This is a genomic window from Acidimicrobiales bacterium (genome assembly GCA_041394185.1).
GTDB lineage: Bacteria > Actinomycetota > Acidimicrobiia > Acidimicrobiales > Poriferisodalaceae > JAAETH01.
This window is the reverse complement of record JAWKIQ010000001.1, coordinates 573,269-600,070: the sequence shown is the minus strand read 5'-3', so window position 1 is coordinate 600,070 and position 26,802 is coordinate 573,269. Positions and strand designations below refer to the sequence as shown.

Below are 26,802 nucleotides of genomic sequence, written 5' to 3'. Positions count from 1 at the left end.
CAACGGACGGTAGTACGGTCCCGAATCGATGCACCACCACCAGATCTTCCCCGACGACATAGCTGCTCCGGCCGCCAACTATGCCCACGCCCGTCTGACGGTCGAAGCCACCCGCTGGCTGCACACCTCGGGTGTGGTGCCGATCGCTCCCGACGGCACCGTCCCTCGCGACATCGCCTCGCAGGCCGAAGTGATCTGGACCAACATCGCCGCCATGCTGCGCGACGCCCACATGGGGCCCGCCGATGTGGTCTCGGTGACCACCTACGCCGTTCCCGGCCAAGACCTGGGCGAGGTGATGGCGATCCGCGACCGGTTCCTCGAAGGGCACAAGGCGGCGTCGACGCTGGTCGTCGTCGCCGAACTGGCCAGACCCGAATGGCTGATGGAGATAGCGGTCGTCGCCGCCAACTAGAGCCGCCCGGTCTCGTAGGCCCACATGGCGATCTCGACCCGGTTCCGGGCATCGAGCTTGGTCATCAGGCTGGCCAGGTGCGACTTGACCGTGTTGAGGCTGATGTGCAGCTCGTCTGCAATCTCGGAGTTGGTGCGACCCCGGGCAACCGTCAGCAGCACCTGCTCCTCTCGATCGGTGAGGGGTGCGATCGGTTGGGCCGGGGTGCCGTTGCGCACCGGAGAAGCGAACGCTTCGAGCAGGCGGGCCGTGACGCTGGGTGCAATCAGTGCGTCGCCGCGCGCCGCGGCCGTGACCGCCTGAACCAGCAGGTCGGGCCCGGCGTCCTTCAGCAAGAAGCCCTTGGCGCCCGCCTTCAGTGCGCCGTGAACGTATTCGTCCAGATCGAAAGTCGTGATGACCACGACTGCCATGGGGTCTGCCACGTCGGGTCCGGCCAGGATCCTCGTCGCTTCGATGCCGTCGAGTTCGGGCATGCGTATGTCGAACAGGCACACGTCGGGCCGCAGCTTTCTGGCCAACTCGACGGCCTGACGACCGTTGGCGGCCTCACCCACCACCTCGATGTCGGGCTGCTCGTCGAGGATGGCCCTGAAGGCAACCCTCAGAAGGTCCTGGTCGTCGGCGATCAATACACGGATGGTCATCGGGCTGCGCCTTCCCGGATGGGAAACGAGGCCCTGACCTGCCAGCCCCGTTCAGGCGCAGGGCCAGCCGCGAACTCGCCGTGCAACAGCTTCACTCGCTCTGACATGCCGGCCAGCCCGTAGCCCGCAGTCGAGGTTTGGCGTGGCGGCTCTCCGTCATCGACGACGGAAACGGTGAGGGTGCCGGCATGCGCCTCGACCTCGACCATCACCGTGCTGGCATTGCGGGCGTGGCGGATGCTGTTGGTTATGGCCTCCTGAGCGATCCGGTACACCGCGCGGTCCAGGGCGGGCGGCAGGTCAGCGACATCAGGATCGATCACCACACGAACGTCGAGCGATCCGTTTGCCGAGGCAAGCCGCGCTAGGTCGGCCACCCCCTGCTGCGGGGCCAGGTCGGCCGCCCGACCGTCTCGCAGCACCCCGACCATGGCCCTCATCTGCTCGAGGGCGCGAGATGCCTCCTCCTCGATGACGTCGAGCGCCTCCAGGGCCGCCTCCGGCCGGCGGCGGGCAAGGGTTCGGCCGGCCTGGGCCTGAACGGCGATGACCGACACGTGATGGGCCACGGTGTCGTGAAGCTCGCGGGCCAACTGCTCGCGCTCTTTCGACCGAGACGACTCGATCGCCTGGTGGTTGGAGATGGTCCGGTAGCGGATCAACACCCCCAGTTCGACGGCGACTGCGGCCACCACGGCGCCGCCGATGACATCGCTCCACGGGTCGCCGCCGACGGCGGCCAACACTATTGGCACTGCCATCGCCGGTGCGCCCAACAGCACCTGGCGGTTTGTGCCCCACCGACCCAGAGCGTAGGGAACCAGCAGCATGAACGCCGCCGTGTAGAACCCCTCCCAGTCGACGTCGGCGACTATTGCGGCCAGGTCGATCACCGCCGCTGCGCCGAACGCAGCCAGCGCGACCGTCAGTGGTCGTACCCGCCGCCACGGCAGCAGCAGGCCAACGGCCACGCACAACAACACCGACGCTGCCGGCCACGGTGTCGAGCGAACGGCGACCTCGACAGCGCTGCCGATCACTATTGCGGCCACAACGACCCAATCGCGGCCGATCGGTCCGGGAGCACCCAGAGGTTCTGTAGCTGGCCGTCGTGTCGGCGCTGCACGGGTCACATCCAGAGCGTACGGGCGCCGGTGGGTGCGGGTAATCACCCGAAAGGACCATCTGCTGGTCACCCGCGGTCACTAGGCCCAAACGCCCGATGTCGTGATGCGCTGTGCGGCCAAAACGGCGGACGATGCGACGATGACTTCGACTACCGCACCAGCCAGACCCGATCACACACCGCCGGCACATGTCGCCCAACAGGCACCGCCGGGCGGGGTGTTGGCCGCCATCGCGGGCTGGTGTTTCGACCACCGCCGAGCCACGCTGGCCCTCTGGGCCACCACCCTGGTGGGGCTGATGGCCGTGGCCGCAGCGATGGGCCCGGCCTTCAGTGCCGGTTCGTCGGTTCCCGGGTCTGACAGCGAACGCGGCATGCAGTTGTTGGCCCGTCATTTTCCGTCGCTTGGCACCGGCGGACAGTCCGGCACCGTGGTGTTCGTCGCCGACCAGGGGGTGGAAGATCCCCGGGTGAGGGCGGCGATGACCTCCCTCTTCGATCTCATCGACGCCGGGTTCCCCGACGACGGCGGTGCACAGCGTGGCCCGGGAGCGACGGTCGTGTCTCCCTACGGCGAGGCCGGCGCCGGCCAGATCTCGCAACGTGGCGAGCTGGCGGGCCGTCTGGCGTTCGCCCAGGTCAACCTGGCGGCCGACATCGACGACACCGAATCGGGGCAGATCGGCGAGCTGATAGCCGAGCACGCCCCTCAGCTCGACGGACTGGACGTGTACGTGGGGGGTCAATACCTGGCGGCGATCGAACCGCCCCAGACCGAGCTGATCGGCGTGGCGTTCGCGGTTGTGGTTCTGATCGTGGCCTTCGGGTCGGTGCTGGCCATGGGCTTACCGATAGCGGTCGCCTTCGCCGGTGTGGGCGTTGGCATGGCCTCGATCGTCATCGCCAGCAACCTCGTGCCGATTCCCGACACCACGACGATGCTCGGGATGATGATCGGCCTGGGGGTCGGCATCGACTACGCATTGTTCATCGTTTCGCGACACCGCGAGGCTCTGGACGCAGGTGCCGATCCGCTGCGTGCGGCCCGAACCGCCATCGGCACGGCCGGCCGTTCCGTGGTGTTCGCGGCCACGACAGTGATCATCTCGATGGCTGGGCTGGTGGTAGTCGGCCTGGGTTGGTTGAGCGGCATGGGCCTGGGCGCCTCGGCGACCGTTCTGGCGACGATGCTGGCCTCGCTCACCCTGCTGCCCGCGCTGTTGGGCTTTGCTGGGTACAGGGTCGAGGTGACCCGCAGGCGCGGCCTGGCTGCCGCGGCGTTCGCTGCCGTCGCACTGCTGGGGTTGGGCCTGGGTGTCGGGGCCGTCGCCGCCGTGGCCGGCGTCGGCGGAATCGTGGTGCTGGTCGCCGGCCGTTTCGTTCCGGCTCTGAAGCGTGTCGTGCCCAGGCGCAGGCAGCCGCGGCTGCAAGACACGTGGTCGTACCGCTGGAGCCGCACCATTCAGAACCACCCGCTGGGGTCGATGATCGCTGCTGTGGCCGTGTTGGGCGCGCTGGCCGCACCGGTTCTGAGCATCGATCTCGGCTGGGCCGACGAGGGCAATTTCCCTGCCGACACCGACACTCGCCGGGCCTACGACCTGTTGGCCGAGGGTTTCGGGCCAGGGTTCAACGGTCCGTTTGCTGTTGTCGTCGAGCTAGGCGAACAGTCCACCGCTGCCGACGTCGCCACGCTTCGCAGCGCTCTGGTTGCCTCCGATGGTGTTGCGGCCGTAAGCGAAGCCATCGCAGCCGACACCGGCGCCGACGATGCCTACTTGATGAACCTAGTACCCGAAGCGGCGCCCCAGGACGCTGCCACAACCGACTTGGTGCGTCGGCTGCGCGACCAGGTCGTGCCAAACGCTGTTTCCCAAACCGGCCTCGATGTAGCCATCACCGGCACGGCGGCGGCCGCCATCGACGTCACCGACTTTCTCGGCTCGAAGATGTTCGCCTTCTTCGCCGCTGTGTTGTCGGTGTCGTTCGTGGTGCTGATGCTGGTGTTTCGCTCGATCGTGGTGCCGTTGAAGGCCGTGGTGATGAACCTGTTGTCGATCACGGCCGCGTACGGGGTTGTGGTCGCTGTGTTCCAGTGGGGTTGGGGCGGTTCGCTGCTGGGCATCGAGGGCGGGCCCATCAACCCGTACATCCCGCTGATGCTGTTCGCCATCGTGTTCGGCCTGTCGATGGACTACGAGGTGTTCATCCTGTCGCGCATCCGTGAGGAGTACGAACGCACGGGTGATGCCCACACCTCCGTGGCAGACGGACTGGCATCGACGGCAAAGGTCATCTCCGCTGCCGCGGCGATCGTGGTGGTGGTGTTCGGGTCGTTCATGTTCGAGGAACTACGCGAGATCAAGCTGTTCGGCCTGGGTTTGGCGCTCGCTGTGCTGCTCGACGCCACCCTCGTGCGAATGCTGCTCGTTCCGGCGACCATGGAACTGCTCGGCAGCCGCAACTGGTGGCTCCCCCGCTGGCTCGACCGTCTGCTGCCCGAGGTCGGCGTGCACTAGCTAGCTGACGTTGCATCTAGAGCCCCTGGGCTGGGCGCAGTGCAGCTGCGGGTGAGAGTGAACGATCGGTGGCCCAACCCCTACCTTGGCCTCGTGGTCGGCCCTGCTCGGATCTTCAGCAATGGGGGCCTGCTCATGTTGTTCGTCACGGGGGGTTCCCTCGATGCCTACGCCGTTCAGCGCACCGGGGGCACCGAACACCTCCTGCTCGCCGGCCCACTCACTGCCCATGGGTGCCCACCTAGCCTCACCTGTGGGAAGTGATGGTTGTTCGACTGCTGACTGACCACTCCGTGTCAACCCGATGCGCTCGGAACCGTGACCTAAAGTGACGAAACGCGCCCGCGGGCGCGACTGGTAGACCCAAAGTGATCAGGCACCCACTCAAGGTCACCAGGCCCCTAAGCCCGAGGGCCACGACACTGGCGCCCGGCGCCGCAACAACGCTGATCGCTCATGCCATACCAACCAAGACGACCTTCACGTTTCGATGCCAGGCGTGCGAACCCGCCTGGCAATCGCCGGCAGTGGCCACATTGGCTCGACCAAGTTAGACCATGGATCTCGACTCAGCCCTGCTCGACTAATTTGGTTTGAAGTAGGTGGTTAAATGCGTCGATCTCAGCTTGATCTGGCCTCAATGAATACCACTGCAATGTACGAGTTCCACGGCCCTCGATTTGCAGCATCAATCGGCCAACATCATCCAGCCTCAGGCTGATTTGTTCCGGAGATGCCTCCGCCGCCATAGCAACAAGCTGGCCCGGTCTTGAGTACAGCTCTGTGATGTAGACGCCCCGACCCTCAACAGACACAACTCCGTATCTAACGAGTCGGGCCCAATACCAGAGCAGTACAGGCGTGAGCGGAAGAGCAATGCCGAGGGTGAACAAGCCGCGCATTCTGGAATAGTCGTCGAGCATGAATAGGAGTCCCAACGAAATGGGCCCAACCGCAGCCCCCGCATAAGTTGCCACCGTGCCAGGTCTGGCCTTGACGATCCGTGTCGGTTTCACTGATCCCATGGTGAACTAGGTCTGGCAGCCCTTGCTCGCGAGTAACCCTCGCAGGCTAGGGGTCCGGCGCATACGCGCAAGGTACCCGACCCCCGAAAGCGTCGGCATCGAACCTGTCAGAGGTGGCAGGCCTCCAACGGGTTGGGTGCTCGAGGGCTCGCAGACGTAACCTCCCACGGTGCCGGATTCGAAGATCGACCCTCGCGCCTGGCAGGCGCTGGCAGTGGTCACTTTGGGCACGGTCTTCATCGGGTTCAGCGCGACGGCGACCAATATCGCCATCAACGACATCGAGGCGGGCCTTGGCGCCACCAGCACCCAGGTGGGTTGGGGCATAGCCGGCTATTTCATCGGAACGGCGGCCCTGTTGCCGCTGGGCGGGCGGCTCGCTGACCGTCTCGGGCGTCGCCGAGTGTTCCTGGCCGGTGTGCTCGTGTTCGGATTGTCGTCGTTGATCGCCGGCTTGGCGCCCAACGTCTGGATCCTCGACCTGGCCCGCGTCGCCCAGGCTGCCGGAGGCGCCGCTCTGCTGCCCGCATCGCTGTCGCTGGTTCTGCCCATGTTCCCCGCCGACCGTCGCTCTGGGGTGGTCGGCCTGTGGGCCTCGGCGGGCCCGATCTCTGCGGGTATCGCCCCCTCGGCGGCCGCCGCCCTCATCGCCGCACTCGAATGGCGATCGATCTACTGGATCATCGCTCCGGTAGCTGCGTTGATGTGGCTGGTCGGCCGTTCGACGTTGGTCGAGGTCGAGGTTGCGGCTCCGACGAACCGGCTCGACGTTGTCGGCGCCGCAACCGGCACCATCGCCGTGGCCGGCGTCGTGGCGGCCATCATGCAAGGCCGGGTCTGGGGCTACACGGCGCCTGCCACGCTGGCGGTGCTGGCGGCCGCGATCGTCTCCGGGCTGGTGTTCGCTCGCTCGACGCTGCGACACCCAGAGCCGTTGTTGAACCTGCACCTGCTGACCAGCCGCGGCGTGTGGGTCACCAACATCGGCAACTTCGCCGTATCGATCGCCTCTATGTCTTCGTGGCTGGTGTGGCCAACGTTTCTCAGCGGTGTCTACGGATACAGCACACTCGGTGTGGGCCTGGGCATCACGATCGCGCCCATCTGCGCAAGCACATCGACCATCGTGTTCAGCCGCCTCAGCGACCGGTTCGGACAGATCCCCTTCATCCGGTTGGGCACGTTCCTTCAGATCATCGCTATGACGTGGCAGTTCACCAAGCTCGGCACCGAGGTCGACTACTGGTCCGACTTCGCCCCTGGATTGCTGTTGTACGGCACCGGATGGGGCATGTCGTCGCCTCTACAGAACAGCCTGGCCTTGGCTTCGATCGACGAGCGCTACTTCGGTGAGCTCAACGGCATCTTCAACACGGTGCGCTACACGGCGGGCGCCATCGGCACCGCGGTCGTGTTCGCCCTGCTGACGGTCGACACGGGCCCGGAGTCGCTGTCGCACTACGACGCGACCCTGATGTTCTTCGCCATCTCGGCAGCGGTGGCCTTCGTGGTCTCGTGGGTGCCGCTGAACGACCGCAGCGCGGGCTGACCGCTCACATCAGTCGTCGTCTTCGTCGTCCTCGTGGTCTTGGTCGTCTTCGTGATCTTCGTGATCATCGTGGTCCTCGTGCTCGCCCAGGCCAGGGGTGGCGCGCAGACCGGCAATCAGTTCCTCGATCTCGGCATCGGTCAGATCGGCCTCGGGGTGCAGGCCGAACCTGGTGTAGTACGCGGGCGGCATCTCGCCCTCGAGGATCACCTCGATGGTTTCGTCCCAGTGGCCGCGTGAGGTGCCGAACTCGCTGTAGTTGACCGCCCCGCGGCCCTCCTCGACGTGGTGCTGCACACCCCACGAGATGGGGGCGATGTTGGCGTACCACGGATACTCGACCTCGTTGCTGTGGCATCCGTAGCACGCGTTGACCATCAGTTCGCGTGTGCGTGCGTTGGCCCACTGGGGCTCGCCGGTGGTTTCGGGGTTGGCGTGAGCCCGGCCATAGGGCACCAGTTGGATCAGCAACATCACCACCACGAACGCAGCGGCATAGGCCCCGACCGCGGCGCCCACTCCGGAAGATGAAGCCGGGGACCGGCGCCGCCGGAGCCGGTCGACGGCGATGGCCACCAGCCAGACCAACAATGCGACAGCAACGATGGGAACGAACCCCATAAGGAGGCCGAAGACCAGCCCGAACACCAGCCCGAGCGCGCCCAGGGCGAGAAGGAAGCGGTTCATGATGCGAACGATACGCCAGCCGTCGGCCGCTGTCGGCAATCGGCTTTTGACCTGAGCACTCCGGTGTGGCGACGATGGAGCACCCGCGAACACGCCAGCGAATCGAGCCCCAATGAAGATGAACGTCAAGCCGATCCCGACGGTGTCGGATCGCATCAACGAGATCCGCACCCTGACGGCCAAGATCGTCAACGACGAGATCCTGCCCAACGAGAACATGTTGTGGGGCGAGCGTCGCGGCATGAGCTTCACAGACTCAGACCGCCAGCAGGCTCGCGAACTGCGCGAGTCGATCAAGGAAAAGGTGCGCCAGGCGGGTCTGTGGGCGCCCCACCTTCCAACCGAGTACGGCGGTGCGGGCCTCAACTTCCTGGAACACGCCTACATGAACGAGGTGCTGGCATATGCCGTTGGCGCGGCGTCGCTGTTCGGTGTGGTAGCCCCCAACTCGGGCAACCAGAAGATCCTGGTCAAGTACGGCACCGAAGACCAGATTCAGAAGTGGCTGATGCCGCTGATCGCGGGCGACATGGAGTCGGGCTTTTCGATGACCGAACCCGACAACGCCGGCTCAGACCCGCGGTCGATCAAGACTACGGCCAGGCGCGACGGCGACGACTGGGTGATCAACGGCCACAAGTGGTTCACCTCCAATGGCAAGCGGGCCGACTTCTTCATCGTCATGTGCCGCACCGAGGATCCGGGTGGCCCCAGTGGAGCCAACGGCAAGATGACCCAGATCATCGTTCCGGCCGACGCACCGGGCGTCAACATCGTCAGGGGCATCAACGTCTGGGGTCGCGACAGCGACCACTGCGAGATCATCTACGACAACGTCAGGGTGCCGGTCGAGAACCAGTTGGGCGCAACCGGCAGCGGGCACAGGGCAGCCCAGGACCGCCTTGGCGCGGGCCGCGTGTACCACTGCATGAACTCGATCGGTCAGATGTGGCGGGCGTTCGACCTGATGGTCGAGAGGGCCATGAGCCGCGAGGTTCACGGCGGCCTGCTCGAGACCAAGCAGTTCGTGCAGGGCATGATCGCCGACAGCTACATGGACATCCAGGCCGCGCGCCTGATGACCCTCAACTGCGCCGAGAAGATGGAGAACGACATCGACGCCCGCACCGACATCTCGGCGATCAAGGTGTTCGTGCCCGCCGCCTACGAGCGGGTGGTCGACCGGGCCATCCAGGTGTGGGGCGGCGCGGGTGTGTCGGGTGACCTGCCGCTGGCAGGCATGTACCAGGGCGCTCGTACCCTGCGCTTGGCCGACGGACCCGACGAGGTGCACAAGATCCTCATCGCGAAGAACGTGCTGGGCCGCTACCACAGGGGCGAGAGCTGGGATTTCGGCAACTAGCCCCGATGACGCACATCCTGTACGCAGACCGACCATTCCCGGACGAGTACCTGGACCTGGTCGACGGCCGAGCCGAGGTGGTGGGGCCAGACGACGGCTTCGACACCGCCGTGGGCGTGATCGCCGGCATGTTCCCATGGACGGGCGAGGCGATGGATCGATTCGCGTCACTGAAGGTCATATCGCGCGCCGGCATCGGCTACGACACCGTTGACGTCGTAGCCGCAGCACAGCGGGGCATCGTGGTCTGCAACGCACCCGAGTCGCCCACCGTGTCCACCGCCGAGCACACCATCGCCCTGATGTTGGCGGTGGCGCGCGAGTTGCCCAGGCAGACCGCACGCGCAGGCCACGGTCTGGCGGGGCCTGTCGTGCCTGTCGAGACCCTCGAGTTGGCCGGGTCGACACTGGGGCTGGTCGGCTTGGGTCGCATCGCGTGCCGTGTGGCCCGCACTGCGTTGGCGCTGGAGATGCGGGTTATCGCCCACGATCCGTTCCTGGATGTGTGCCCTGTGCCGGGTGTCGAGCTGGTGCCATTGGCACAGGTGTGGGCGAGCTCGGACATCGTCTCGCTGCACGCCCCGGCCACAGCCGACACCTACCGCATGGTCGACGCCGGCTCGCTAGAGGTGATGAAGCCAGGCGTTCGGTTGATCAACTGCGCCCGTGGCGCGCTGATGGACCACGACGCCCTTTTGAAGGCGCTCGAGTCGGGTCACGTCGCCGGTGTTGGCCTGGACGTCACCGACCCAGAGCCTCTGCCCGAAGGGCACCCGTTGCTGTTGCACGAGCGCGCCATCGTGACGCCCCATATTGCGTCTTCGACCAGGGCAGGCAGGCGACGGCTGTTCGAACACGCGATAGACAACGCCATCGCTGTGCTGGAAGGTCGCCCTGCGACCATCGTCACCTCGTTGTGAGAACCCGAACCTCTGTGCTTCAGGCCGACGGGGACGACACCACGATCACGGGCGGGTCTGACAGACCCAGTTGTTCTGCGCACGCGGAGCGGTAGGTCTCCAGCACCGAGAACGCATCGGTGACATCGACGACGTTGTCGTCATCGTCGAGGTTGAGGTTTGCGCCCCAGATCACGAACGACACCAACGTGTCGCCCGCGTCGTCTGGGACGTGCAACGTGTGGGTCGAACCCGCCGGCTCGAACAGGTACGAACCGGTGCGATTGACCGCTTCGGGCGACTCGAGGTAGTACCAGCAGCCCGACTCGGTGAACGCGTACACCTGGCCCGTGTGACGATGCCTGGGCAAGGTGGTACCCGGGGCGAACCTGGTGCGCACCACCCACACTCCCTGTGCCAAGTCGACCTGGCACACCTGAACCTGCACCCCATCGCGGCGCCCGACGAACGGCAGGTCGTCTGCACCCCGGTGAACGGTGGGTTGGTCGAATGCGGTCATCGCTGCTGCCATGTGTGTTCCCCCTGGAGTCGGCTGGGTCAACCCATCATGACCCAATGCGGGTGCCGGGCCGAAAGCGAACCGGCAGGCTGGTGGGCCCGAACACGAAGTTCGATCCCATCCAGGTGGGGTCACCCGCAGGCTCGAGGTCATCCATACGACCCAAGACCTCACTCATCAAGGCGGCAATCTCGACCCTGGCGAGGTTGGCCCCCAGGCAATAGTGAGGCCCTCCCCCGCCGAAGGCGATGTGTGGGTTGTTGGTGCGGCCGAGGTCCAGGCGGTCGGCGCGGTCGAACACCGCAGGGTCGCGGTTGGCCGAGCCGTAGAAGATGACGACCTTGTCGCCCGCGGCTATCGCTTGGCCGGCGAGCTCGGTATCGCATGTGGCCGTTCGGCGCATGTGAACGACAGGGCTCACCCAGCGCAGCAGCTCCTCGATTGCAGCCGGCAGCCGCCCCTCTGGATCGGCCCGCAGCCAGTCGAACTGATCGGGGTGCCCGAAGAGAGCATCGAACCCGGCACCGATCAGGTTGCGGGTGGTGTCGCCGCCCGCGTCGACCAGCAGCATGAACCACAAGGCGAAATCGATCTCGTCGATGGGCTTGCCATCGACCTCGGCCGAAGCCAGGAACGAGGCCAGGTCTTGCGATGGGTTGGCTCGCTTGCGGTGATAGGTCTTGCCGGCGTAGGCGAACATCTGCAGCAGGGCTTCGGCCCGTTCTTCTCGGGTGCGAACCTCGTCGCTGGCATGAAGGGCTTCGGTCAGGTGATAGAGCTCGCGGCCGTCGTCCAGGGGTATTCCGAGGATGTCGGCGATGACGAAGCTGGGCATCTCGCCGGCCACGTCGGTGACCAGGTCACACTCGCCCCGCTCGATCACCGCGTCGACGATGCGTGTGGCCAGTTCTGCGACCCGGCCCTGCAGCGCCGAGGCCGCCTTGGGGGTGAAGTCGCGAGCTACCAGTCGCCTCATGCGGGTGTGCAGCGGCGGATCGGCCATCAGCATCATCACGTGTTCGTCACCCAGCGCCGACGCGTCGGACGGATCGGCGATCATCACGGTGGGTCGCGACGAGAAGCGCTCGTGGTCTCGGCCGACCTCCTTCACGTCGTGATAGCGGGTAACGGCCCAGAAACCTGGCCCATCCGGCTCGGGGTGGCGGAACACGGGAGCGTTGTCGCGCAGCCACGCGAACTGGTCGTGCGGCTGGCTTCCGGCGAAGTTCGACACCGACAGCAGATCGATTTGGGGCACTCCCGGACAGTATCTTCGGGCAATGGCCGACACGGAATCGACCCAAGCTCGCTTCGATGGCTACGACGTCGACGAGGGCGACCCCAAGCGGTACTCGTTCGACACATCCACTGTGCGGCACCGAGAACCCACCCACCCGGTGCGGGAGGGAATCGAGGTGCTCAGCCTGGCCTTCAACGCCGACCCCTTCGATCACTTCGCATGGATGCATCAGAACGCCCCGGTCTACTGGGACGACACCGAGGGCATCTGGGCGGTGGTGGGCCACGCCGACATCAGCCGGATAGAGGTCGATTGGCAGACCTTCTGCAGCGCCAAGGGGTCCAGGCCCAACAGCTCTGTTCCGTCGATGATCAACATGGACCCGCCGGAGCACACCGAGAGGCGCAGGCTGCTGAGCGCCGGTTTCACCCCCAGGGCCGTGCGTGTGCACGAAGACTTCCTGAGGGCCACGGTGACCGAGTTGATAGACGCTGTGGTGGACGACGGCGGGTGCGATTTCGTGGTCGACATCGCCAGGCCGATACCGCTTCGAATGATCGCCAGGTTGATGGACCTTCCCCTCGCAGACGAGGAGAAGCTGCTGCACTGGTCTGACCTGTTCGCCATCGGTGGCGAGGAATACCGCGACGAGGTCACCCAGGCGGTGCGGGAATGGGCCCTGTACATCGTCGACCAGATGAAGACCCGCACAGACCCAGAGGCCGACGACCTGATCAGCCTGTTGATGCACCACGATGGCCAGCCACTGACACCCGATGATCTGGTGTTCGAGACGATGTTGACGCTGGTGGGTGGAGACGAAACCACCCGCCACGTGATGGCCGGAGGGCTCGAGGCGCTTCTACACCACCCCGACCAGATGGAGATGCTGCGAAACGACCGCTCGCTGCTGCCGCGCGCAATCGACGAGATGTTGCGATGGGTCACGCCGGTTCGCAACATGAACCGCACCGCCACCGTCGACGTCGAGTTGGGCGGCCAACAGATCCTGGCCGGCGATCGGGTTCTGTTGCTGTACCAGGCCGCCAACCGCGACCCCTCGGTCTTCGACGATCCGTATCGCTTCGACATCACCCGGGATGCCAGCCGCCACGTCGCATTCGGTGGTCACGGTCGTCACTACTGCATGGGTGCCCAGTTGGCGAAGCTCGAGCTGCGCGTCCTGTTCGAGGAGGTCCTCGACCGGCTTCCCGCCATCGCTTTGGCACAGCCAGACGTGTGGCAGCCAGAGCGGGCGGGCAACTTCGTTCTGGGCATCGATCACCTGCCCGTCGTGTGGTGATCGAACTGCTGCCGCTGGCGGCTTCGGATTCGATCAGGCACCGCGCGCAGCGGTCGCCGCTGAACACTGTGCTGGTCGACACACCTCCTCGCATCGAGGACGACGTGACCCTGGCCGACCAGATGATCGCATCGGCGCGTGGGGCCGGGCTGGACGAACCCACCGATCTGGGCGACTGGGCCATCGATGCCCTGGACGCCGAGGCCCTGTTGGACCGCGTGCCGCGTCCGATGAGCCGAGGAGAGCGCCAGACCTGCGCCCTGTTGATCGCATTGGCTCGCCCTTTCGAGGTGTTGTGCCTGATCGACCCGACCGCAGGCCTCGACCCGCGGCGGCGCAGGGTGGTGGCCCAGCTGCTGACCGATCTGGCTCATGACCACACAGTTGTGTGCGCGTCGGACGATCCGGCCCTGCAGCTCTGAGCTATGTACGGACAAATGGCTGCTTTCATCGCTGCATGGTCATATAGTTTCAGACCATGCCCGAGGGCTTCCCTGTAGAACTTCTCGAACACGTCGCCGATCGCTTCCGCGTACTCGGCGACGCGACCCGACTGTCGATCATCCGCGTACTCATCGATGAGGGCGAGATGAACGTCAGCGAGCTCGTCGAGAGGCTCGACAGCAGCCAGGCGAACATCTCGAAACACCTGCGGATCTTGGCATCGGCAGGCATCGTGAGTCGCCGCCCCGAAGGCACAGCGGCGTTCTATTCGATTTGTGACCCGAGCCTGGTGCCGCTGTGCTCGATCGTCTGCGACCGCTTGCGGGCACAGGTCGCCGACAACGCCCGAACCTTCGCCTCATAGGCGACCGACCCTCCCGCCACACGGCACCCAGAACACGAGAACGGCCGCGTCGCCGCTTCATCGCTACATCGTTGAGGAGTAATAGTCCATGATCGATGAACCCATCGACCACACACCCCTGGCCAGACTCGGCCGCTGGGCTCACGCCAACCGCAAGCTCGTCATCGCCGTCTGGGCGGTGGTGGCGGTCGGTCTGGGCGTGTTCGCCCCCAGCCTGCCCGGCGCACTCTCGGGCGCCATGTGGGAGGTCAAGGGCAGCGACTCGTTGGCCGCCCGCGAGGTGATCGACCAGCAGTTCGGTGGGCTGTCGTCTCAGTCGGCGGCCGTGGTGATTCACAGCGACTCGTTGAACTATCAAACGCCAGAGTTCCAGGCCAAGATCGACGAAGCCGTCGAGGTACTGAACGCAGAGGCCGCCTTCGGCCAGCCGATGCCCGCCCAGCCAGGCATGGATGGCCAGACCGTGATGATCCAGGCTGGGGCATTGGTCGATCCGACCGAGGCCGTACGCGCCGCCGAGCGCATCAGCCACGACATCGGCGCCCTGTCGACAACGGACGAAGGCGGCGACTTCACCGTCGCCCTCACCGGCTCGCCGGCCTTCTGGCACGACTTCAACGCCGTGAACGAAGAGGGTATGAAGAAGGCCGAGGTTCTCACCTGGCCCGTCACCGCCGTGATTCTGGTCATTGCGTTCGGCACCCTTGCGGCCGCAGGCCTACCCTTGCTGTTGACCGCTGCGGGCCTGCTGGCGTCGATGGGTGTGCTGTACGGAATCACGCAGGTCACCGACCTGTCGGTCTGGACGCTCAACTTCGCCATGATGTTCGCTCTGGCTCTGGGCATCGACTATGCCCTGTTCATCGTCACCCGCTATCGCGCTGCATTGCACGCATTCCCCGACGACCCTCAGCACGCAACGGGCATCACCATGGACACCGCGGGCAAGGCCGTGCTGTTCTCGGGCATCACCGTGCTGATATCGATCTCGGCGGTGCTGTTGGTGCCGATTCCCGCGTTCCAGTCGATGGCTGCCGGGATGATGCTGGCCGTGAGCTTCGTGCTGTTGGCCGCCTTGACCCTGCTGCCCGCTCTGTTGGGCCCCGGCATCGACAAGGGTGCGCTGCCCTGGCACTCGGTGGGTGATCACCGCAGCCCCAGGTTCGCCGCCTTCGCAGAGCGCATCCGCCGCCACAAGGTTCCCGTGGCCGCTGGCGCCGTTGTGGTGCTGCTGGCGCTGGCATTCCCTGTGCTGAACCTCGAAACAGGCATGCCGAGCATCTCGATGCTGCCCAAGGACGAGCAGGCCCGACAGGGCTACGACTACCTGGCCCAGTCGTTCGGACCGGGCGGCCCTGGCCCCATCCAGGTGATCGTCCCCGCCGGCAGCGACCCCGAGACGGTCGCCGCAACCGTCGGCGCCACCGAGGGAATCGCCATGGCGTTTCCTCCTCAGCCCGGTATGGAAGGCGCCTCGATGATTCAGGCGGTGGGCATGTACGACCCATCGTCTGCCGAAGCCATCGCCACCATCGGTCGTCTCCGCGACAACCTGCCGTCCAACGTGCTGGTGGGTGGTCCGGTGGCCGAGAACCACGACCTCGACCACACGCTGCGCTCGAAGGCTCCGCTCGTCATGGGCGTGGTGCTGGTGCTGGGCTTCGCCCTGTTGCTGCTGGCCCTTCAGGCGGTGGTCGTCGCCTTCGTAGGCGTGATCTTCAACCTGTTGTCGGTAGGAGCGGCCTTTGGTGTGGGCGCTCTGGCGTTCCAACGCGGCTGGGCGGCCGACCTGATGGGATTCGAGAGTCAGGGCTACCTGACTTCGTGGGCGCCCCTGTTCTTCTTCGCCCTCGTGTTCGCGATCTCGATGGACTACACGGTGTTCTTGTTGGCATCGACCCGAGAACACTACGAGCGCTCGAACGACCCCGATGAGGCCGTTCAGGGCTCGATCGCCCACACAGGCCGACCCATCATCGCCGCGGCGGGAATCATGGTCGCGGTGTTCTTCACCTTCGCCATCGCCGGCACCCTTCCGATGAAGGAGATGGGCCTGATCCTCGGCACGGCGGTGCTGCTCGATGCGCTGCTGATTCGAATGGTTCTGGTGCCCGCAACGCTCTACATCATCGGCGACCGGGCCTGGTGGCTGCCCAAGGCTGTCGACCGCGTGCTTCCGGACATCAAGTTCGCCCACTGATCGGGGCCACCCCCGACCGCAGTCGTTCGACCTGCCCCGGCGCCCTTGCGGGTGCCGGGGCAGCGCCGTTTTTGGGCACCCTCAGACGAGCTCGGCCTCGTCGTAGGCGAGCAACGGGACAAAGCCGATCGCCTCATAGACAGAGCGGGCGACCTTGTTGTCGGCGGCGACGTTCAGACCGATCAGGTCGACCCGTCCGGCCAACCGATGCACAACTCCGGCCGTCACGGCCCGTCCCAGACCCATGCCGCGCCAATAAGGCGACACATAGACGGCTCCGATCGCGGCGATTCGCTTCGACTCCGACACCACATGGGTGCCCGCCGCGGCGACCAACCGGTCGCCGTCGAACACCCCGACGAACGTCGAGTCGTCGACCATGTGGGGCAACAGGAAGGCCGAGTCGGGCTCGGCGTACAGGTTCTGGAGGTGGGTCAGATCGGAGCGGTCGAGCGGCTGCACCCGCGGATCGGGCCCGGGCACAGCTGTGGGGTCGGCCAACCTGTAACGCATGTGCGGGCGGCACCAGCGCACCTCACGCCGCCCCGCCAGCGCAGACTGAAGCCCGGCCGAAGCGGTGACGAACTGGCCGGGCGGGAAGCGGTCGACCAGATCGGCCACCAACGACAGCGAAGCTTGCGGCGCCCGGGTAGAGACCGCGTAAACGGCCTGCCAGTCGTCGCCGGGCATCTCGACGATTCCGACCGCTGCGCCGTCGCGTATGTACCACGTGCCACCAGACCAGAAGGGTTCCTCGAGATCGACAAGGGCATAGATGTGGGCCGCCTTGATGTCGCCGAAGTGGACCTCGAGTTCGTGCGGGTCGGTCACCAACCTCGCGCCGTCGGGAACGCTCACAAACGCCCGGCCTCGCTGACACGGGCCAAGAACTGCTTGGTGCGCTCGAACTTGGGGTCGCAGAACAGCTCGGCAGGCGGGGCCGACTCGAGGACGCGACCCTCGTGCAGGAAACTCACCGAGGTGGCCACGTCACGGGCGAACCCCATCTCGTGGGTGGCCAGGATCATGGTGAGGCCGCGCTGGGCCAGATCTCGGATGACCGACAGCACCTCGCCGACCAGCTCAGGATCTAGCGCCGATGTGATCTCGTCGAGCAACAGAACGTCTGGGTCACCCATCAGCGCCCTGACCACCGCGGCTCTTTGGTTCTGGCCACCCGAGATGCGGTTGGGGTACTCGCCGGCCTTGTCGGCCAGGCCGAAACGGCCGAGCAGCTCCATGGCCTTGGCCTCGGCGTCGGCCTTCTTCATACCCAGGGCCCGGCGAGGGCCCAGGGTGACGTTGTCGAGCACCGTCATGTGCGGGAACAGGTTGTACGACTGAAACACGATGCCGATCGAGCGCCGAACCTGGTTGGCGTCGACCCCCTTGCGGGTTATGTCGACGCCGTCGAGGTGAATCGATCCGGCGTCGATGGGGTCGAGCAGATCCACACAGCGCAGCAGCGTCGACTTGCCGCAGCCACTGGGCCCTATCAGGCAGACGACCTCGTGGTCATCGACCACCAGATCTATCCCGTTCAGCACCGCCTTGTCGCCGAAGGCCTTGTGAACGCCGCGCAGTTCGAGCTTTGGAGGGTTCTGGTTCATGGCATCACCTCAGACCTGCGACTGCGAGCGCATGGCTCGGTCGCGGGCCGTGTACCAGTCGACGAAGCGGGTCAACGGGATGCTGATGGCCAAGAACAGCAGCGTCGCCACCACATAGGACGTGTAGTTGAACGTGCGCGACTTGTAGATCTCGGCTTCGCGTACCGCGTCACGGATTCCCAGGACCGAAATCAGCGCCACGTCTTTTTGCAGGCTCACGACGGTGTTCATCAAGGCCGGGACGACGTTGCGGATGGCCTGGGGCAAGATCGCGAATCGCAGCGCCTGCCACTGGGTGAGGCCCAGCGCTCTAGCCGAAGAGCGTTGGCTCTCGGGCACGGCGTCGATGCCAGACCGATAGATCTCTGCCGTGTAGGCCGAATAGCTGAGCGAAAGCGCGGCCAACCCCCAGAACTTGACCCCGTTGGGCAACCCGCTGAGGCTGAGCGCCGGCAACCCGAAACCCAGCAACACGATCAGCAGGTAAAGGGGTATGCCGCGGAACAGGTCGGTGTAGATGACCGCCAGCATCCTGATCGGAAAGAAGGCGGGGCCCCGCAGGCTGCGCATGACCGCCACCACCAACGACAGCACCGGTATCACCAACATCGACCAGAAGAACAACTCGATGTTGAGCCAGAACCCCCTGACGACGTCGGGAGCGCTGGCGCTGAAATCGCTGGCGTTGAAGAACTGGTCTCTGAGCTTGGGCCAGTTCGGGCTGTTGAGGACGAGCACGGTGGCGACGCCGAAGAACACGATGGTCGAGACCATCGCGATGATCACCCCGCGAGCACCCTCCTCGTCGAGGAAGGACGGCTTGGTGAGCAGCCGGCGCCTGGCCGGCCGCTCACCCTCCGAACCACTCAGTTGGTGAGGCTGGGAACCGACCCGCCCTGGTTCAGCCACTCGTCCTCCAGAGCGTCGATGGTGCCGTTCGACCTCAGGGTGGCCAACGCCTCGTTCACGCAGGCGACCAGCGGGCTGCCCTCTTCGAACAGCATGCCGAGCTCTTCGGGGTTGTCGCCCACCTTGGGAAGCACGCCGATGATCGAAGCATCGGTGATCTCGACTGCCGTGATGAAGTAGGCGGTGGGCAGGTCGAACACGATGCCGTCGACCTGGCCGGCGTCGAAGGCCGACTTGGCGGCCGCGTTGTCGTCGTAGACCTGGGCCGGGCTGTCGGGCTCGATCACGTTGTCGATGTAGTCGAGGCTGGTCGTGCCGATGGCAGCACCCAGACGCAGGCCCTTGAGGTCGGCGATGCTGGTTGCCGACGCCGCGGGGCTGTCGGCAGCACCGATGATGGCCTGCTCGACCTGGTAATAGCCGTCGCTGAAGTCGACGACCTCGTCACGCTCTGCGGTGATCGAGTACTGCTGGATGTTGAAGTCGTAGGCCTTCTCTCCAGGCGCCACGGCCTCGTCGAAGCCGGTACGAACCCACTCGACGGTGTCGATACCCAGCTCGTCGGCCAGGGCGTAGACAAGGGCGCTCTCGTAACCTGTGCCCGACTCGGGAACGTCGAAGTTGTCGTCGCCGACGCCCATCCAGGGCGGGAACACCGGCTCGCCGGTGGCGACCGTCAAGACTCCGGCAGTCTTGGTCGGCGGCTCTGCGCAAGCATCGGCTGCGTCGCCCGAGTCGACGGCGGTGGTTTCGGTGCTCGAATCGCCCGAATCGCTGGACGAGTCGTCGCCGTCGCTGCCGCATGCGGCGAGCAACATCGTCATCGCCAGCAGGAGCGCCAATAGGTATCTGGGGGTGAGGTGCTTGAGCTTCATTCTGTTTCCCTCCTGGAATCAGCTGCCCGGGGAACGTAACAGAGCCCTGGGACGGCGCCGGTGATGTTACCGGGCGCCGCGACGCTCAGAAGCTCGGTTTCGACACGTGGGGTGTCAGCTGCAACTCGTGGGTCCACACCGACCGGTCCTGGGTGTGCAGGTACCAATAGGCGTCGGCTATGGCCGCCGGGCTGATGACCAACGCCGGGTTCTTCTGCGCCATCGGCAACGTGCGGGTGCCAGGCGAGTCGATCAGGCCGTCGACGATCACGTTGGCGACATGGACACCGAACTCGCTGTATTCCTCGGTGAGCACCTGAGCGAGGGTGCGCATCATCACCCTGGGGTAGTACAGCGACTGGCCCGTATGGCGCTTACGTCCGCGCAACGACGACGAGTTGTTGGTGATGAAGAACGAACCGCGCCCGGCCTCGCGCATCGCGGGCAGCACCTGCTTGGCCACCATGAACGGTCCGCGGCAGGCGACCGCCATCGCCGTGTCGAAGACCTCGTTTGGCATGTTCTCGAGCAGCTCCATCTCGGACGGCAGATCGCGGCCGTCGATGTAGCCGGCGTTGTAGACCAGCACCTCGGGATCACCGAACTGTGAACGCACCAGGGCGAAGGCCTCTGCGATCGAGTCGTCTTGGGACAGGTCGAGCTGCACGATGTCGCACAAACCACCCCGGTCGACGATCGCCTGGCGCAATCCGTGGGCGTTCGGGGCCGAGCGGGTGGTCACGACCACCCGGTAGCCCTCGGCTGCGAACCTCAGCGCGATTGCACCACCCACGCCCCAGCGAACCTCGGGTTCGAAGCCCGAGTCATCGACATCGCCGCCGTGCACCAGGTGGGTGTTGCGCCCGTCGGACTGCCACTTGGAGGTGGCGCCTATGACCATCGCTACAGGTGCTTCGGCCATTCTCATCAGACCTCTCCGACCCAGACTTCTCTGGGTCCACGGAACTCGAAACCATGAAGCTCGACTGGATGTTCAGGGTCCAATTCGAGCTGCGGGAAGCGACCCATCAGTCGCTCGACCCCGACGCGGACTTCTTGGCGCCCCAACCACTCCCCCAGGCACCGATGGGCGCCCAGCGCAAACGCAGCATGGGCGCCCTCGCGCCGGTCGAGGTCGATCTCGGTGGGGTTCTTCCAGTGAGACTCGTCGAGGTTCACCGAGCGAAGTACACCAGACACCAGGTTGCCTCGCTCGATTTGTACACCTGCCAGTTGGGTATCGGCCGTCGCCTGCCTGGTGACGGTGCCGACCGGGCTGTACACGCGAAATACCTCTTCGACGAGCCGTCGCATCAGCCCGGGCTGCTCGTCCACCCGCCGCCGCAGATCGGGGCGGCTAAGCAGAACCCAGACCACCAGACCTATGCCATCGCGCGGTTCGTTGATGCCACCCGAGATCATCAGCCGCACGTTGTTGACGATCTCAGCGGGGGTTGCACCGTTCGAGACAAACGACGCGATCGCCGACCGATCCTGAGGGTCGGCGGAGGCGGCAGCGATGCGGTGCGCGATGGCTTCACCCAGCTCGGCCTTGGTGGCCGCGCCCAGGCGTTCGAGCTCGGGGTCGTTCTCGAAGTTGGCGATGTCGGCGCACAGGCCTTCGCACCACCTCCACATGCGGTCGAAGCCGTGAGCGTCCAAGCCCAGAACGGTGGCCAGCGACCCAGCCGACAGCGGTTGGGCGTAGCGAGCCATCAGGTCGAAGCCCTCGGTCGGGTCGACCGAGTCGAGCAGTCGATCGGCGATGTCGGTCAACTCGTCCGAGACGAAGGCACCGCTGCGACCGCCGGCCTGAAACGGGGGCTTCATGATCGCCTGAAGCCGCGTGTGTTCGGGCGGGTCGCAAGTCAACATGTTCTGCCCCAGGGCGCGGGCCAAGAACGACGGTTCGGTCGCTGCGCTGAACAGGTCGGGCCGCGACTCGACGAAGGCGACATCGTCCCAGCGGGTCACGAGCCACATGTCCAGCGCCGGCACCCAACACACCGGTTCTTCGGCGCGCATACGCGCCAGGATGGGATCTGGGTCGGCGTCGAGATCGGCCAGGGTGACCGAGTCGCCGAGCCCCACGTCAGTGACCGCGCCCGTGGCTGACCGCCACCGACCCGAGGCCCTCGACGGTGGCCACCGCCGTTGAACCGACCGGCAACTTCGAAACCTGTGTGGCGGTGCCGGTCGTGACGATCTGGCCCGCGCTGAGCCCAATTCCCCGGCCGCTCAGGTGGTCGACCAGCCAAACCAGGGCGGTCAGCGGGTGGCCCAACACGTCGGCGCCACGACCCTGGCCCGTGATCTCGCCGTCGACCTCCATGCGAGCTTGGGCCGCATCGAGCCCGTCGATGCAGGCGGGGTCGCTGCGGTCGCCGACCACCAGCAGGCTGTTGGATCCGGCGTCGGCGATCACGTGCAGCAACGGAGCCCCGATGAAGGTGGTGAAGCGGCCGCCCACGAACTCGATCGCCGGCATCACCGCGCTGACAGCGTCCGAAACCACCGACCGCTCACAGGCACCATCGAAGGGACCCAGGTCGTGGCCGATCTCGAACGCGATCTCACCCTCGAGTTTGGGTTCGACCATCAGCTCGTCGTCTGCCAGCACCACCCCCGACTGGTGTATCGAATAGATCCGGCCGGCGAATGGTCCGTCGGCCCCCAGCAGCTTCTGGGCGTGCTCTGAGGTGCACCCGATCTTCCAGCCAAGCACCGGCCAGCCCGACAGCTCGGCCACACGGTCGTCGACCAGCTGGGCCTCGACCACATCGGCGGGAGCGAACGCCGGCGGCAGCGAGTCGATCGATTCGCCCGCCGTGCGGGCATCGATCAACAGCCTGGCCAATGAGTCGATCCGTGAAGCGCTGGTTGCCACGCCGCCAACGATAGCCACACCGGGTACCCGGCACCGAGAAGCGGCTACTGTGCACCAGACCGCGACCACCTCGGACAGGGGAACAACGATGGCATTGGCTCCGATACCGCTCATCCGCACGCCCGAAGACATCAGCGATGCATGGCTCACCAAGGTGTTTCGCGCCAGCGGCGACCTCGACGACACCCAGTCGGTGATCTTCAGTGAGAAGGTCAGCCTGGGCGATGCCGCTGGCCTGCTGGGTGTTTTGTACCGAGTTCACCCCCAGTACAGCGACGGCGCAGAGGGGCCGACCTCTGTGGTCATCAAGTTCCCTACCCCCGACCCCACCCAGCGCGCCACGGCTGACGTGCTGGGCTTCTACAAGCGCGAGGTCACGTTCTACAACGAGCACGCCCACGACCTGCCCTTCGGCGTGCCTCACTGCTATGGCGCGGTGCAAGACACCGAGTCGACAGACTTCGTCCTGGTGATGGAAGACGTCGCCTACCTAGACCAGATCGACCAGGTGGCGGGCGCAACCCTCGATCAGGCGCGCACGGCTGTGGCGCAGATCGCCGCGTTTCACGCCAAGTGGTGGGAATCGCAGACCTTGGATGCCATGGGCGAGATCTATCTGCCGCTGCTGAACCCGGTCTATCTGGTCGCCCTGCCCCAGATCTTCGAGGGCGGATGGGGCCCCGCCGTCGAGCACGAGGGTCACAACATCACGCCAGAGGTCAAGGCCTTCGGCGACGCTTGGGGCAGCCACGTCGAGTTCATGTTGTCGGCCCTGTCGACGCCCAGAACCATCGCCCACGGCGACTTCCGAGGCGACAACCTGCTGTTCGACGAAGACAACAACCTGACGATCCTGGACTTCCAGATCATGGGTGTGGGCAACGGCCTGTTCGACGTTGCCTACTTCATGTGCCAGACGGTCGACACCGACGTCAGGCACGGCCACGACGACGAGTTGATCCAGCTCTACGTCGACACTTTGGCGGCGAACGGGGTCGAGTACTCCTTCGACGACGCCAAGACGGCCTACCGCATCGCCGCAGCGTTTTGTCTGATCTACGCGGTGACGTCGTTCGCGGCCTACGACGCGTTCGAGGTTCGCCAGCACCAGCTGATGTCGAAGATGTTGAGCCGGTCGGTTCGCACGATCGTCGACAACGACGCCCTTGCTCTGATCCCCTGAGGGGGATCGGATTCACATGCCCGTGAAGTCGGGCTCGCGTCGGTCGCGGAACGCAGCGAGCGCTTCGCGGTTTGCCGGCGCGCCGGTCATCTGGTCGAGATAGCGATTCTCGATCAGTGCAGCGTCGGACATCGCCTGACGGTGGGGTCCGACGATCAGCTCCTTGGCTGCAACCAGCGAAGCCAGCGGCTTGGACGCAAGGGTGTGTGCGTGCCCAAGGGCGACGGCCATCAGCTCTTCGTCGGGATGGCTCGACATCGCCAGCCCCATCTCGACGCATTGATCCGCGTCGAACCACTCCGACGACATCAACAACCACGAGGCCCGCTGGCGGCCCATCAACCTGGGAAACGTGTACGAGCTGGCCATCTCGGGAACCAGGCCCAACGCCGTGAAAGGGCACCGAACGCGCGCCGTTTGTGCCATGAAGACAAGGTCGGCCAGGCCGGCGACGGTGACTCCGTAACCGGCTGCCACACCGTTGATGGCCGTGATCAGGGGCTTCGGAAAGCCGATCATGGCTTCGAGCATCGCCGGGAAGCCGTGCCGTTGGACCCGAGGCGGCTCGCCGGCGGCACGGCCACCCATCTGCTTCAGGTCGGCACCGGCCGAGAACGCCTTTCCGGCACCGGTCAGCACGACGACCTTTACCTCGTCGTCGGCTGCCGTTCGCAAGAACACCTCGGCCAGATCGTCGATCATGACCGCGTCGATGGCATTCATCGCCTTGGGCCTGTTGTGTTCGATGATGCGCACCGCCCCGTCGTCGGTTATGCGCAGCGTGTCAAAGGGCCCAATCTCCATAGCCCGAGAGCCTCGCATATCGTTGACCCGTCGACTAGCAGGGGGACAACCATGACCGACAATTCGATGTCCGGCGAAGCAACCGAGCTGAAGGGCACGACCGACTCGCGTTTCCAGCCGCTGGTCGACCTTCTGTCGCGCCAGCTCGAGACCGGATACGACGTCGGCGCCTCGCTGGCCGTGGCGGTGGATGGCGAGATCGTCACCGACGTGTGGGGAGGCTGGGCCGACCCCGAACGGACCCAGCCGTGGCAGGCCGACACCATCACCAACGTGTGGTCCACCACCAAGACGATGACCGCGCTGAGCGCCCTGCGGTTGATGGAGATGGGTGGGCTCGACCCGCACGAGAAGGTTTCGACCTACTGGCCAGAGTTCGCGCAGAACGGCAAGGAGTCGATCGAGGTCAGGCACCTGCTGGGCCATACGTCTGGAGTGTCCGGATGGGAGCGACCGGTCGAAGCCGCCGACATCATGGACGACGACGAGGCCGTCAGGCGTCTCGAGGTCCAGGCGCCGTGGTGGGTGCCTGGCACGGCGTCGGGCTATCACGCCCTCAACCAGGGCCACTTGGTGGGTGAGGTAATCAGGCGCGTCGACGGCCGCGGCCTCAAGCAGTTCTTCGCCGAGGAGATCGCAGGTCCCCTCGGCGCCGACTTCACCATCGGCTCGCCACCCGAGAACCACGATCGCATCGCGCCGGTGATCCCGCCACCGGCGCCCACGCCCCAGGAAGTGCCCCACGAGGTCGCGGTCAAGACATTCACCGGCCCCATGGTCGACGCCCGCCATTCCTGGAAGCCCGAGTGGCGCGCGGCCACGATCGGCGCCGCCAACGGACACGGCAACGCACGCTCGGTTGCGGCCGTGCAGTCGGTGGTTTCGAACGGTGGCACCGCCCGCGGCGTCGAGCTGCTGTCGGCCGACACCATCGACCAGCTGTTCGAGGTGCAGGCCGAGGGCACCGATCTGGCTCTGGCGATGCCCGTCAGGTTCGGCCTCGGTTACGCTGGCATACGAGAACGACCCCCTGGGAATCACCTCGGGTCGGGTCTGCTGGTGGTGCGGCTGGGGCGGGTCTGTTGTGGTCAACGACCTCGACAACCGGGTGACCTTGGCCTACGTGATGAACCGGATGCAGGGAATGGTCGGCAACGAAACCAGCGCCGGCCTGGTGGCCGAACTGCGCCGCATCACCGGCTGAACCCGTTACCCCGCAACCGTTGCGGGGTAACGCACGGGTCAGGCCTGCAGGGCTGTGCGGGCGAAGTCGGCCACCTGCGACACGGCACTGGCGCCCGCGGCGACGATGGGTCCCAGCTGGAAGAACACGTGAACCTGGCCCTCGTAGTTGGTGTGGGTCACGGATACGCCGGCCGCCTCGAGCTGGCGGGCATAGGCCGCGCCCTGGTCGCGGAGCGGGTCGAACTCGGCTGTGATGATCAGCGCGGGTGCAACCCCCTCGTGCGACGTTGCCCGTGCGGGCGAGGCCCGCCAATCTGCCGGATCGGCCTGATACTGGGCCCCGAACCAGTCCATGGTCTCGGCGGTGAGGACATAACCCGCGCCGTTCTCGGTCATGCTGGGCGACCGATCGTCCTGGTCGACAGCCGGATAGACCAGCAGCTGAGCGGCCAGGTCGACCCCCGCGTCGCGAGCCATCAGGGCCATCACCGCCGAGAAGTTGCCGCCAGCCGAGTCGCCGCCGACCACTATTCGCGTGTCGTCGCCGCCGAACTGCGACCGGTTCTGGTCGAGCCACTGAAGAACCGCCCACGAGTCTTCGATGCCTGCAGGGAAAGGGTGTTCGGGCGCCAGCCGGTAGTGAACCGCCACCACCGTGGCCCCCGACTCGAGCGCGATCTGACGGCACGGCTGATCGTGACTGTCGAGATCACCGATGACGTAGCCACCGCCGTGGATGAACATGAACACACCCTGCGCACCGTCGTTGGCATATATGCGCACCGGCACCCCTGCGATGGTGGTGTCCTCGACGCGGTCCAGGTCGGGGCCAGGACCGGGCAGCGACGACAGCGCCAGATAGGCCTCGCGGCGCTGTTCGACGGTTTGTTCCCAGATGGGTGGAGCCTCGGCCGAAGCGGCGTTGACGGCATCGACGATGGGCTGAACCTGTGGATCTAGAGGCATGCCCGACAAGTTAGCTTCGCCGGGGTGCGGCAGGCCTCATGAGCTGCCAGCGCAAGCTGCCCAGCTCGATGGCCGATGATCG

General features: G+C 65.7%; 26 protein-coding genes. 11 read left to right on the top strand and 15 right to left on the bottom strand.

Annotated features, from left to right (window positions below; translation table 11 throughout):
* The first annotated feature begins 28 nt into the window (after positions 1-28).
* Entirely contained in the window at positions 29-415 is a 387-nt protein-coding gene (locus R2770_02910; protein MEZ5279397.1) for a RidA family protein, read from the top strand.
* On the opposite strand, the gene R2770_02905 is transcribed toward R2770_02910, so the two are convergent.
* Positions 412-1,062, bottom strand: a complete 651-nt coding sequence (locus R2770_02905; protein ID MEZ5279396.1) for a response regulator transcription factor — start codon at positions 1,060-1,062, stop codon at positions 412-414. The genes R2770_02910 and R2770_02905 overlap by 4 nt on opposite strands.
* Positions 1,059-2,114, bottom strand: coding sequence for a sensor histidine kinase (locus tag R2770_02900; GenBank protein ID MEZ5279395.1), 1,056 nt, complete (start codon positions 2,112-2,114; stop codon positions 1,059-1,061). The genes R2770_02905 and R2770_02900 overlap by 4 nt, the downstream gene beginning before the upstream one ends.
* 214 nt (positions 2,115-2,328) lie before the next feature.
* Here R2770_02900 and R2770_02895 point away from each other — a divergent pair, with 214 nt between their 5' ends.
* Complete coding sequence (locus R2770_02895) at positions 2,329-4,707, top strand: MMPL family transporter (GenBank protein MEZ5279394.1); 2,379 nt, start codon at positions 2,329-2,331, stop codon at positions 4,705-4,707.
* Here R2770_02895 and R2770_02890 read toward each other — a convergent pair whose 3' ends face one another.
* Both R2770_02890 and R2770_02885 read right to left on the bottom strand, forming a co-directional pair.
* A complete protein-coding gene (locus R2770_02890; GenBank protein MEZ5279393.1) occupies positions 4,708-4,938 on the bottom strand; it encodes a hypothetical protein in 231 nt (76 codons plus the stop codon). It lies immediately after the preceding gene.
* A gap of 338 nt (positions 4,939-5,276) precedes the next feature.
* Entirely contained in the window at positions 5,277-5,630 is a 354-nt protein-coding gene (locus R2770_02885) for a hypothetical protein (protein ID MEZ5279392.1), read from the bottom strand.
* A 271-nt stretch (positions 5,631-5,901) separates the two neighbouring features.
* On the opposite strand from R2770_02885, the gene R2770_02880 reads away from it, so the two are divergent.
* Positions 5,902-7,281, top strand: a complete 1,380-nt coding sequence (locus R2770_02880; GenBank protein MEZ5279391.1) for an MFS transporter — start codon at positions 5,902-5,904, stop codon at positions 7,279-7,281.
* Positions 7,282-7,290: 9 nt separating this feature from the next.
* On the opposite strand, the gene R2770_02875 is transcribed toward R2770_02880, so the two are convergent.
* Positions 7,291-7,968 (bottom strand): heme-binding domain-containing protein, encoded by a 678-nt coding sequence (locus tag R2770_02875; GenBank protein MEZ5279390.1) that lies wholly within the window; start codon positions 7,966-7,968, stop codon positions 7,291-7,293.
* A 112-nt stretch (positions 7,969-8,080) separates the two neighbouring features.
* On the opposite strand from R2770_02875, the gene R2770_02870 reads away from it, so the two are divergent.
* Together R2770_02870 and R2770_02865 are read left to right on the top strand one after the other, a co-directional pair.
* Entirely contained in the window at positions 8,081-9,331 is a 1,251-nt protein-coding gene (locus R2770_02870) for an acyl-CoA dehydrogenase family protein (protein ID MEZ5279389.1), read from the top strand.
* A gap of 5 nt (positions 9,332-9,336) precedes the next feature.
* A complete protein-coding gene (locus R2770_02865) occupies positions 9,337-10,251 on the top strand; it encodes an NAD(P)-dependent oxidoreductase (GenBank protein ID MEZ5279388.1) in 915 nt (304 codons plus the stop codon).
* A 19-nt stretch (positions 10,252-10,270) separates the two neighbouring features.
* Here the strand turns inward: R2770_02865 and R2770_02860 are convergent, their stop codons facing one another.
* Together R2770_02860 and R2770_02855 are read right to left on the bottom strand one after the other, a co-directional pair.
* Positions 10,271-10,762 carry a 2,4'-dihydroxyacetophenone dioxygenase family protein gene (locus tag R2770_02860; GenBank protein ID MEZ5279387.1) on the bottom strand — a complete coding sequence of 164 codons (492 nt, stop codon included), beginning with the start codon at positions 10,760-10,762 and terminating at the stop codon, positions 10,271-10,273.
* A 34-nt stretch (positions 10,763-10,796) separates the two neighbouring features.
* Positions 10,797-12,008 (bottom strand): cytochrome P450, encoded by a 1,212-nt coding sequence (locus tag R2770_02855; protein MEZ5279386.1) that lies wholly within the window; start codon positions 12,006-12,008, stop codon positions 10,797-10,799.
* A 22-nt stretch (positions 12,009-12,030) separates the two neighbouring features.
* On the opposite strand from R2770_02855, the gene R2770_02850 reads away from it, so the two are divergent.
* The 4 genes from R2770_02850 to R2770_02835 all read left to right on the top strand — a co-directional run bounded on the left by R2770_02850 (position 12,031) and on the right by R2770_02835 (position 16,301).
* The gene (locus tag R2770_02850) at positions 12,031-13,293 is read left to right on the top strand and encodes a cytochrome P450 (GenBank protein ID MEZ5279385.1); all 1,263 of its coding nucleotides are present in this window, start codon (positions 12,031-12,033) and stop codon (positions 13,291-13,293) included.
* Positions 13,290-13,715 carry a hypothetical protein gene (locus R2770_02845; GenBank protein ID MEZ5279384.1) on the top strand — a complete coding sequence of 142 codons (426 nt, stop codon included), beginning with the start codon at positions 13,290-13,292 and terminating at the stop codon, positions 13,713-13,715. The genes R2770_02850 and R2770_02845 overlap by 4 nt, the downstream gene beginning before the upstream one ends.
* 56 nt (positions 13,716-13,771) lie before the next feature.
* Positions 13,772-14,101 carry a metalloregulator ArsR/SmtB family transcription factor gene (locus R2770_02840; protein MEZ5279383.1) on the top strand — a complete coding sequence of 110 codons (330 nt, stop codon included), beginning with the start codon at positions 13,772-13,774 and terminating at the stop codon, positions 14,099-14,101.
* A gap of 88 nt (positions 14,102-14,189) precedes the next feature.
* Complete coding sequence (locus R2770_02835; GenBank protein ID MEZ5279382.1) at positions 14,190-16,301, top strand: MMPL family transporter; 2,112 nt, start codon at positions 14,190-14,192, stop codon at positions 16,299-16,301.
* 81 nt (positions 16,302-16,382) lie between these two features.
* On the opposite strand, the gene R2770_02830 is transcribed toward R2770_02835, so the two are convergent.
* The 7 genes from R2770_02830 to R2770_02800 all read right to left on the bottom strand — a co-directional run bounded on the left by R2770_02830 (position 16,383) and on the right by R2770_02800 (position 22,582).
* Positions 16,383-17,159: a GNAT family N-acetyltransferase gene (locus R2770_02830; GenBank protein ID MEZ5279381.1), complete on the bottom strand. Its 777-nt coding sequence runs from the start codon at positions 17,157-17,159 to the stop codon at positions 16,383-16,385.
* Positions 17,156-17,911: an amino acid ABC transporter ATP-binding protein gene (locus R2770_02825; protein MEZ5279380.1), complete on the bottom strand. Its 756-nt coding sequence runs from the start codon at positions 17,909-17,911 to the stop codon at positions 17,156-17,158. The genes R2770_02830 and R2770_02825 overlap by 4 nt, the downstream gene beginning before the upstream one ends.
* 9 nt (positions 17,912-17,920) lie before the next feature.
* Entirely contained in the window at positions 17,921-18,820 is a 900-nt protein-coding gene (locus R2770_02820; GenBank protein ID MEZ5279379.1) for an amino acid ABC transporter permease, read from the bottom strand.
* A complete protein-coding gene (locus tag R2770_02815) occupies positions 18,778-19,695 on the bottom strand; it encodes a transporter substrate-binding domain-containing protein (GenBank protein ID MEZ5279378.1) in 918 nt (305 codons plus the stop codon). The genes R2770_02820 and R2770_02815 overlap by 43 nt, the downstream gene beginning before the upstream one ends.
* 85 nt (positions 19,696-19,780) lie before the next feature.
* Complete coding sequence (locus R2770_02810; GenBank protein MEZ5279377.1) at positions 19,781-20,623, bottom strand: SDR family oxidoreductase; 843 nt, start codon at positions 20,621-20,623, stop codon at positions 19,781-19,783.
* On the bottom strand, positions 20,623-21,786 hold the full coding sequence (locus R2770_02805) for a cytochrome P450 (protein MEZ5279376.1): 1,164 nt from the start codon (positions 21,784-21,786) through the stop codon (positions 20,623-20,625). The genes R2770_02810 and R2770_02805 overlap by 1 nt, the downstream gene beginning before the upstream one ends.
* A 1-nt stretch (position 21,787) precedes the next feature.
* Positions 21,788-22,582, bottom strand: a complete 795-nt coding sequence (locus tag R2770_02800) for a fumarylacetoacetate hydrolase family protein (protein MEZ5279375.1) — start codon at positions 22,580-22,582, stop codon at positions 21,788-21,790.
* Positions 22,583-22,670: 88 nt separating this feature from the next.
* Between R2770_02800 and R2770_02795 the strand changes: the two genes are divergently transcribed.
* The gene (locus tag R2770_02795) at positions 22,671-23,765 is read left to right on the top strand and encodes a phosphotransferase (protein MEZ5279374.1); all 1,095 of its coding nucleotides are present in this window, start codon (positions 22,671-22,673) and stop codon (positions 23,763-23,765) included.
* Positions 23,766-23,777: 12 nt separating this feature from the next.
* Here the strand turns inward: R2770_02795 and R2770_02790 are convergent, their stop codons facing one another.
* Positions 23,778-24,569: an enoyl-CoA hydratase-related protein gene (locus R2770_02790; GenBank protein ID MEZ5279373.1), complete on the bottom strand. Its 792-nt coding sequence runs from the start codon at positions 24,567-24,569 to the stop codon at positions 23,778-23,780.
* Between the two features lie 51 nt (positions 24,570-24,620).
* Between R2770_02790 and R2770_02785 the strand changes: the two genes are divergently transcribed.
* Positions 24,621-26,714 (top strand): serine hydrolase domain-containing protein, encoded by a 2,094-nt coding sequence (locus R2770_02785; protein MEZ5279372.1) that lies wholly within the window; start codon positions 24,621-24,623, stop codon positions 26,712-26,714.
* Positions 26,715-26,802 lie beyond the last annotated feature (88 nt).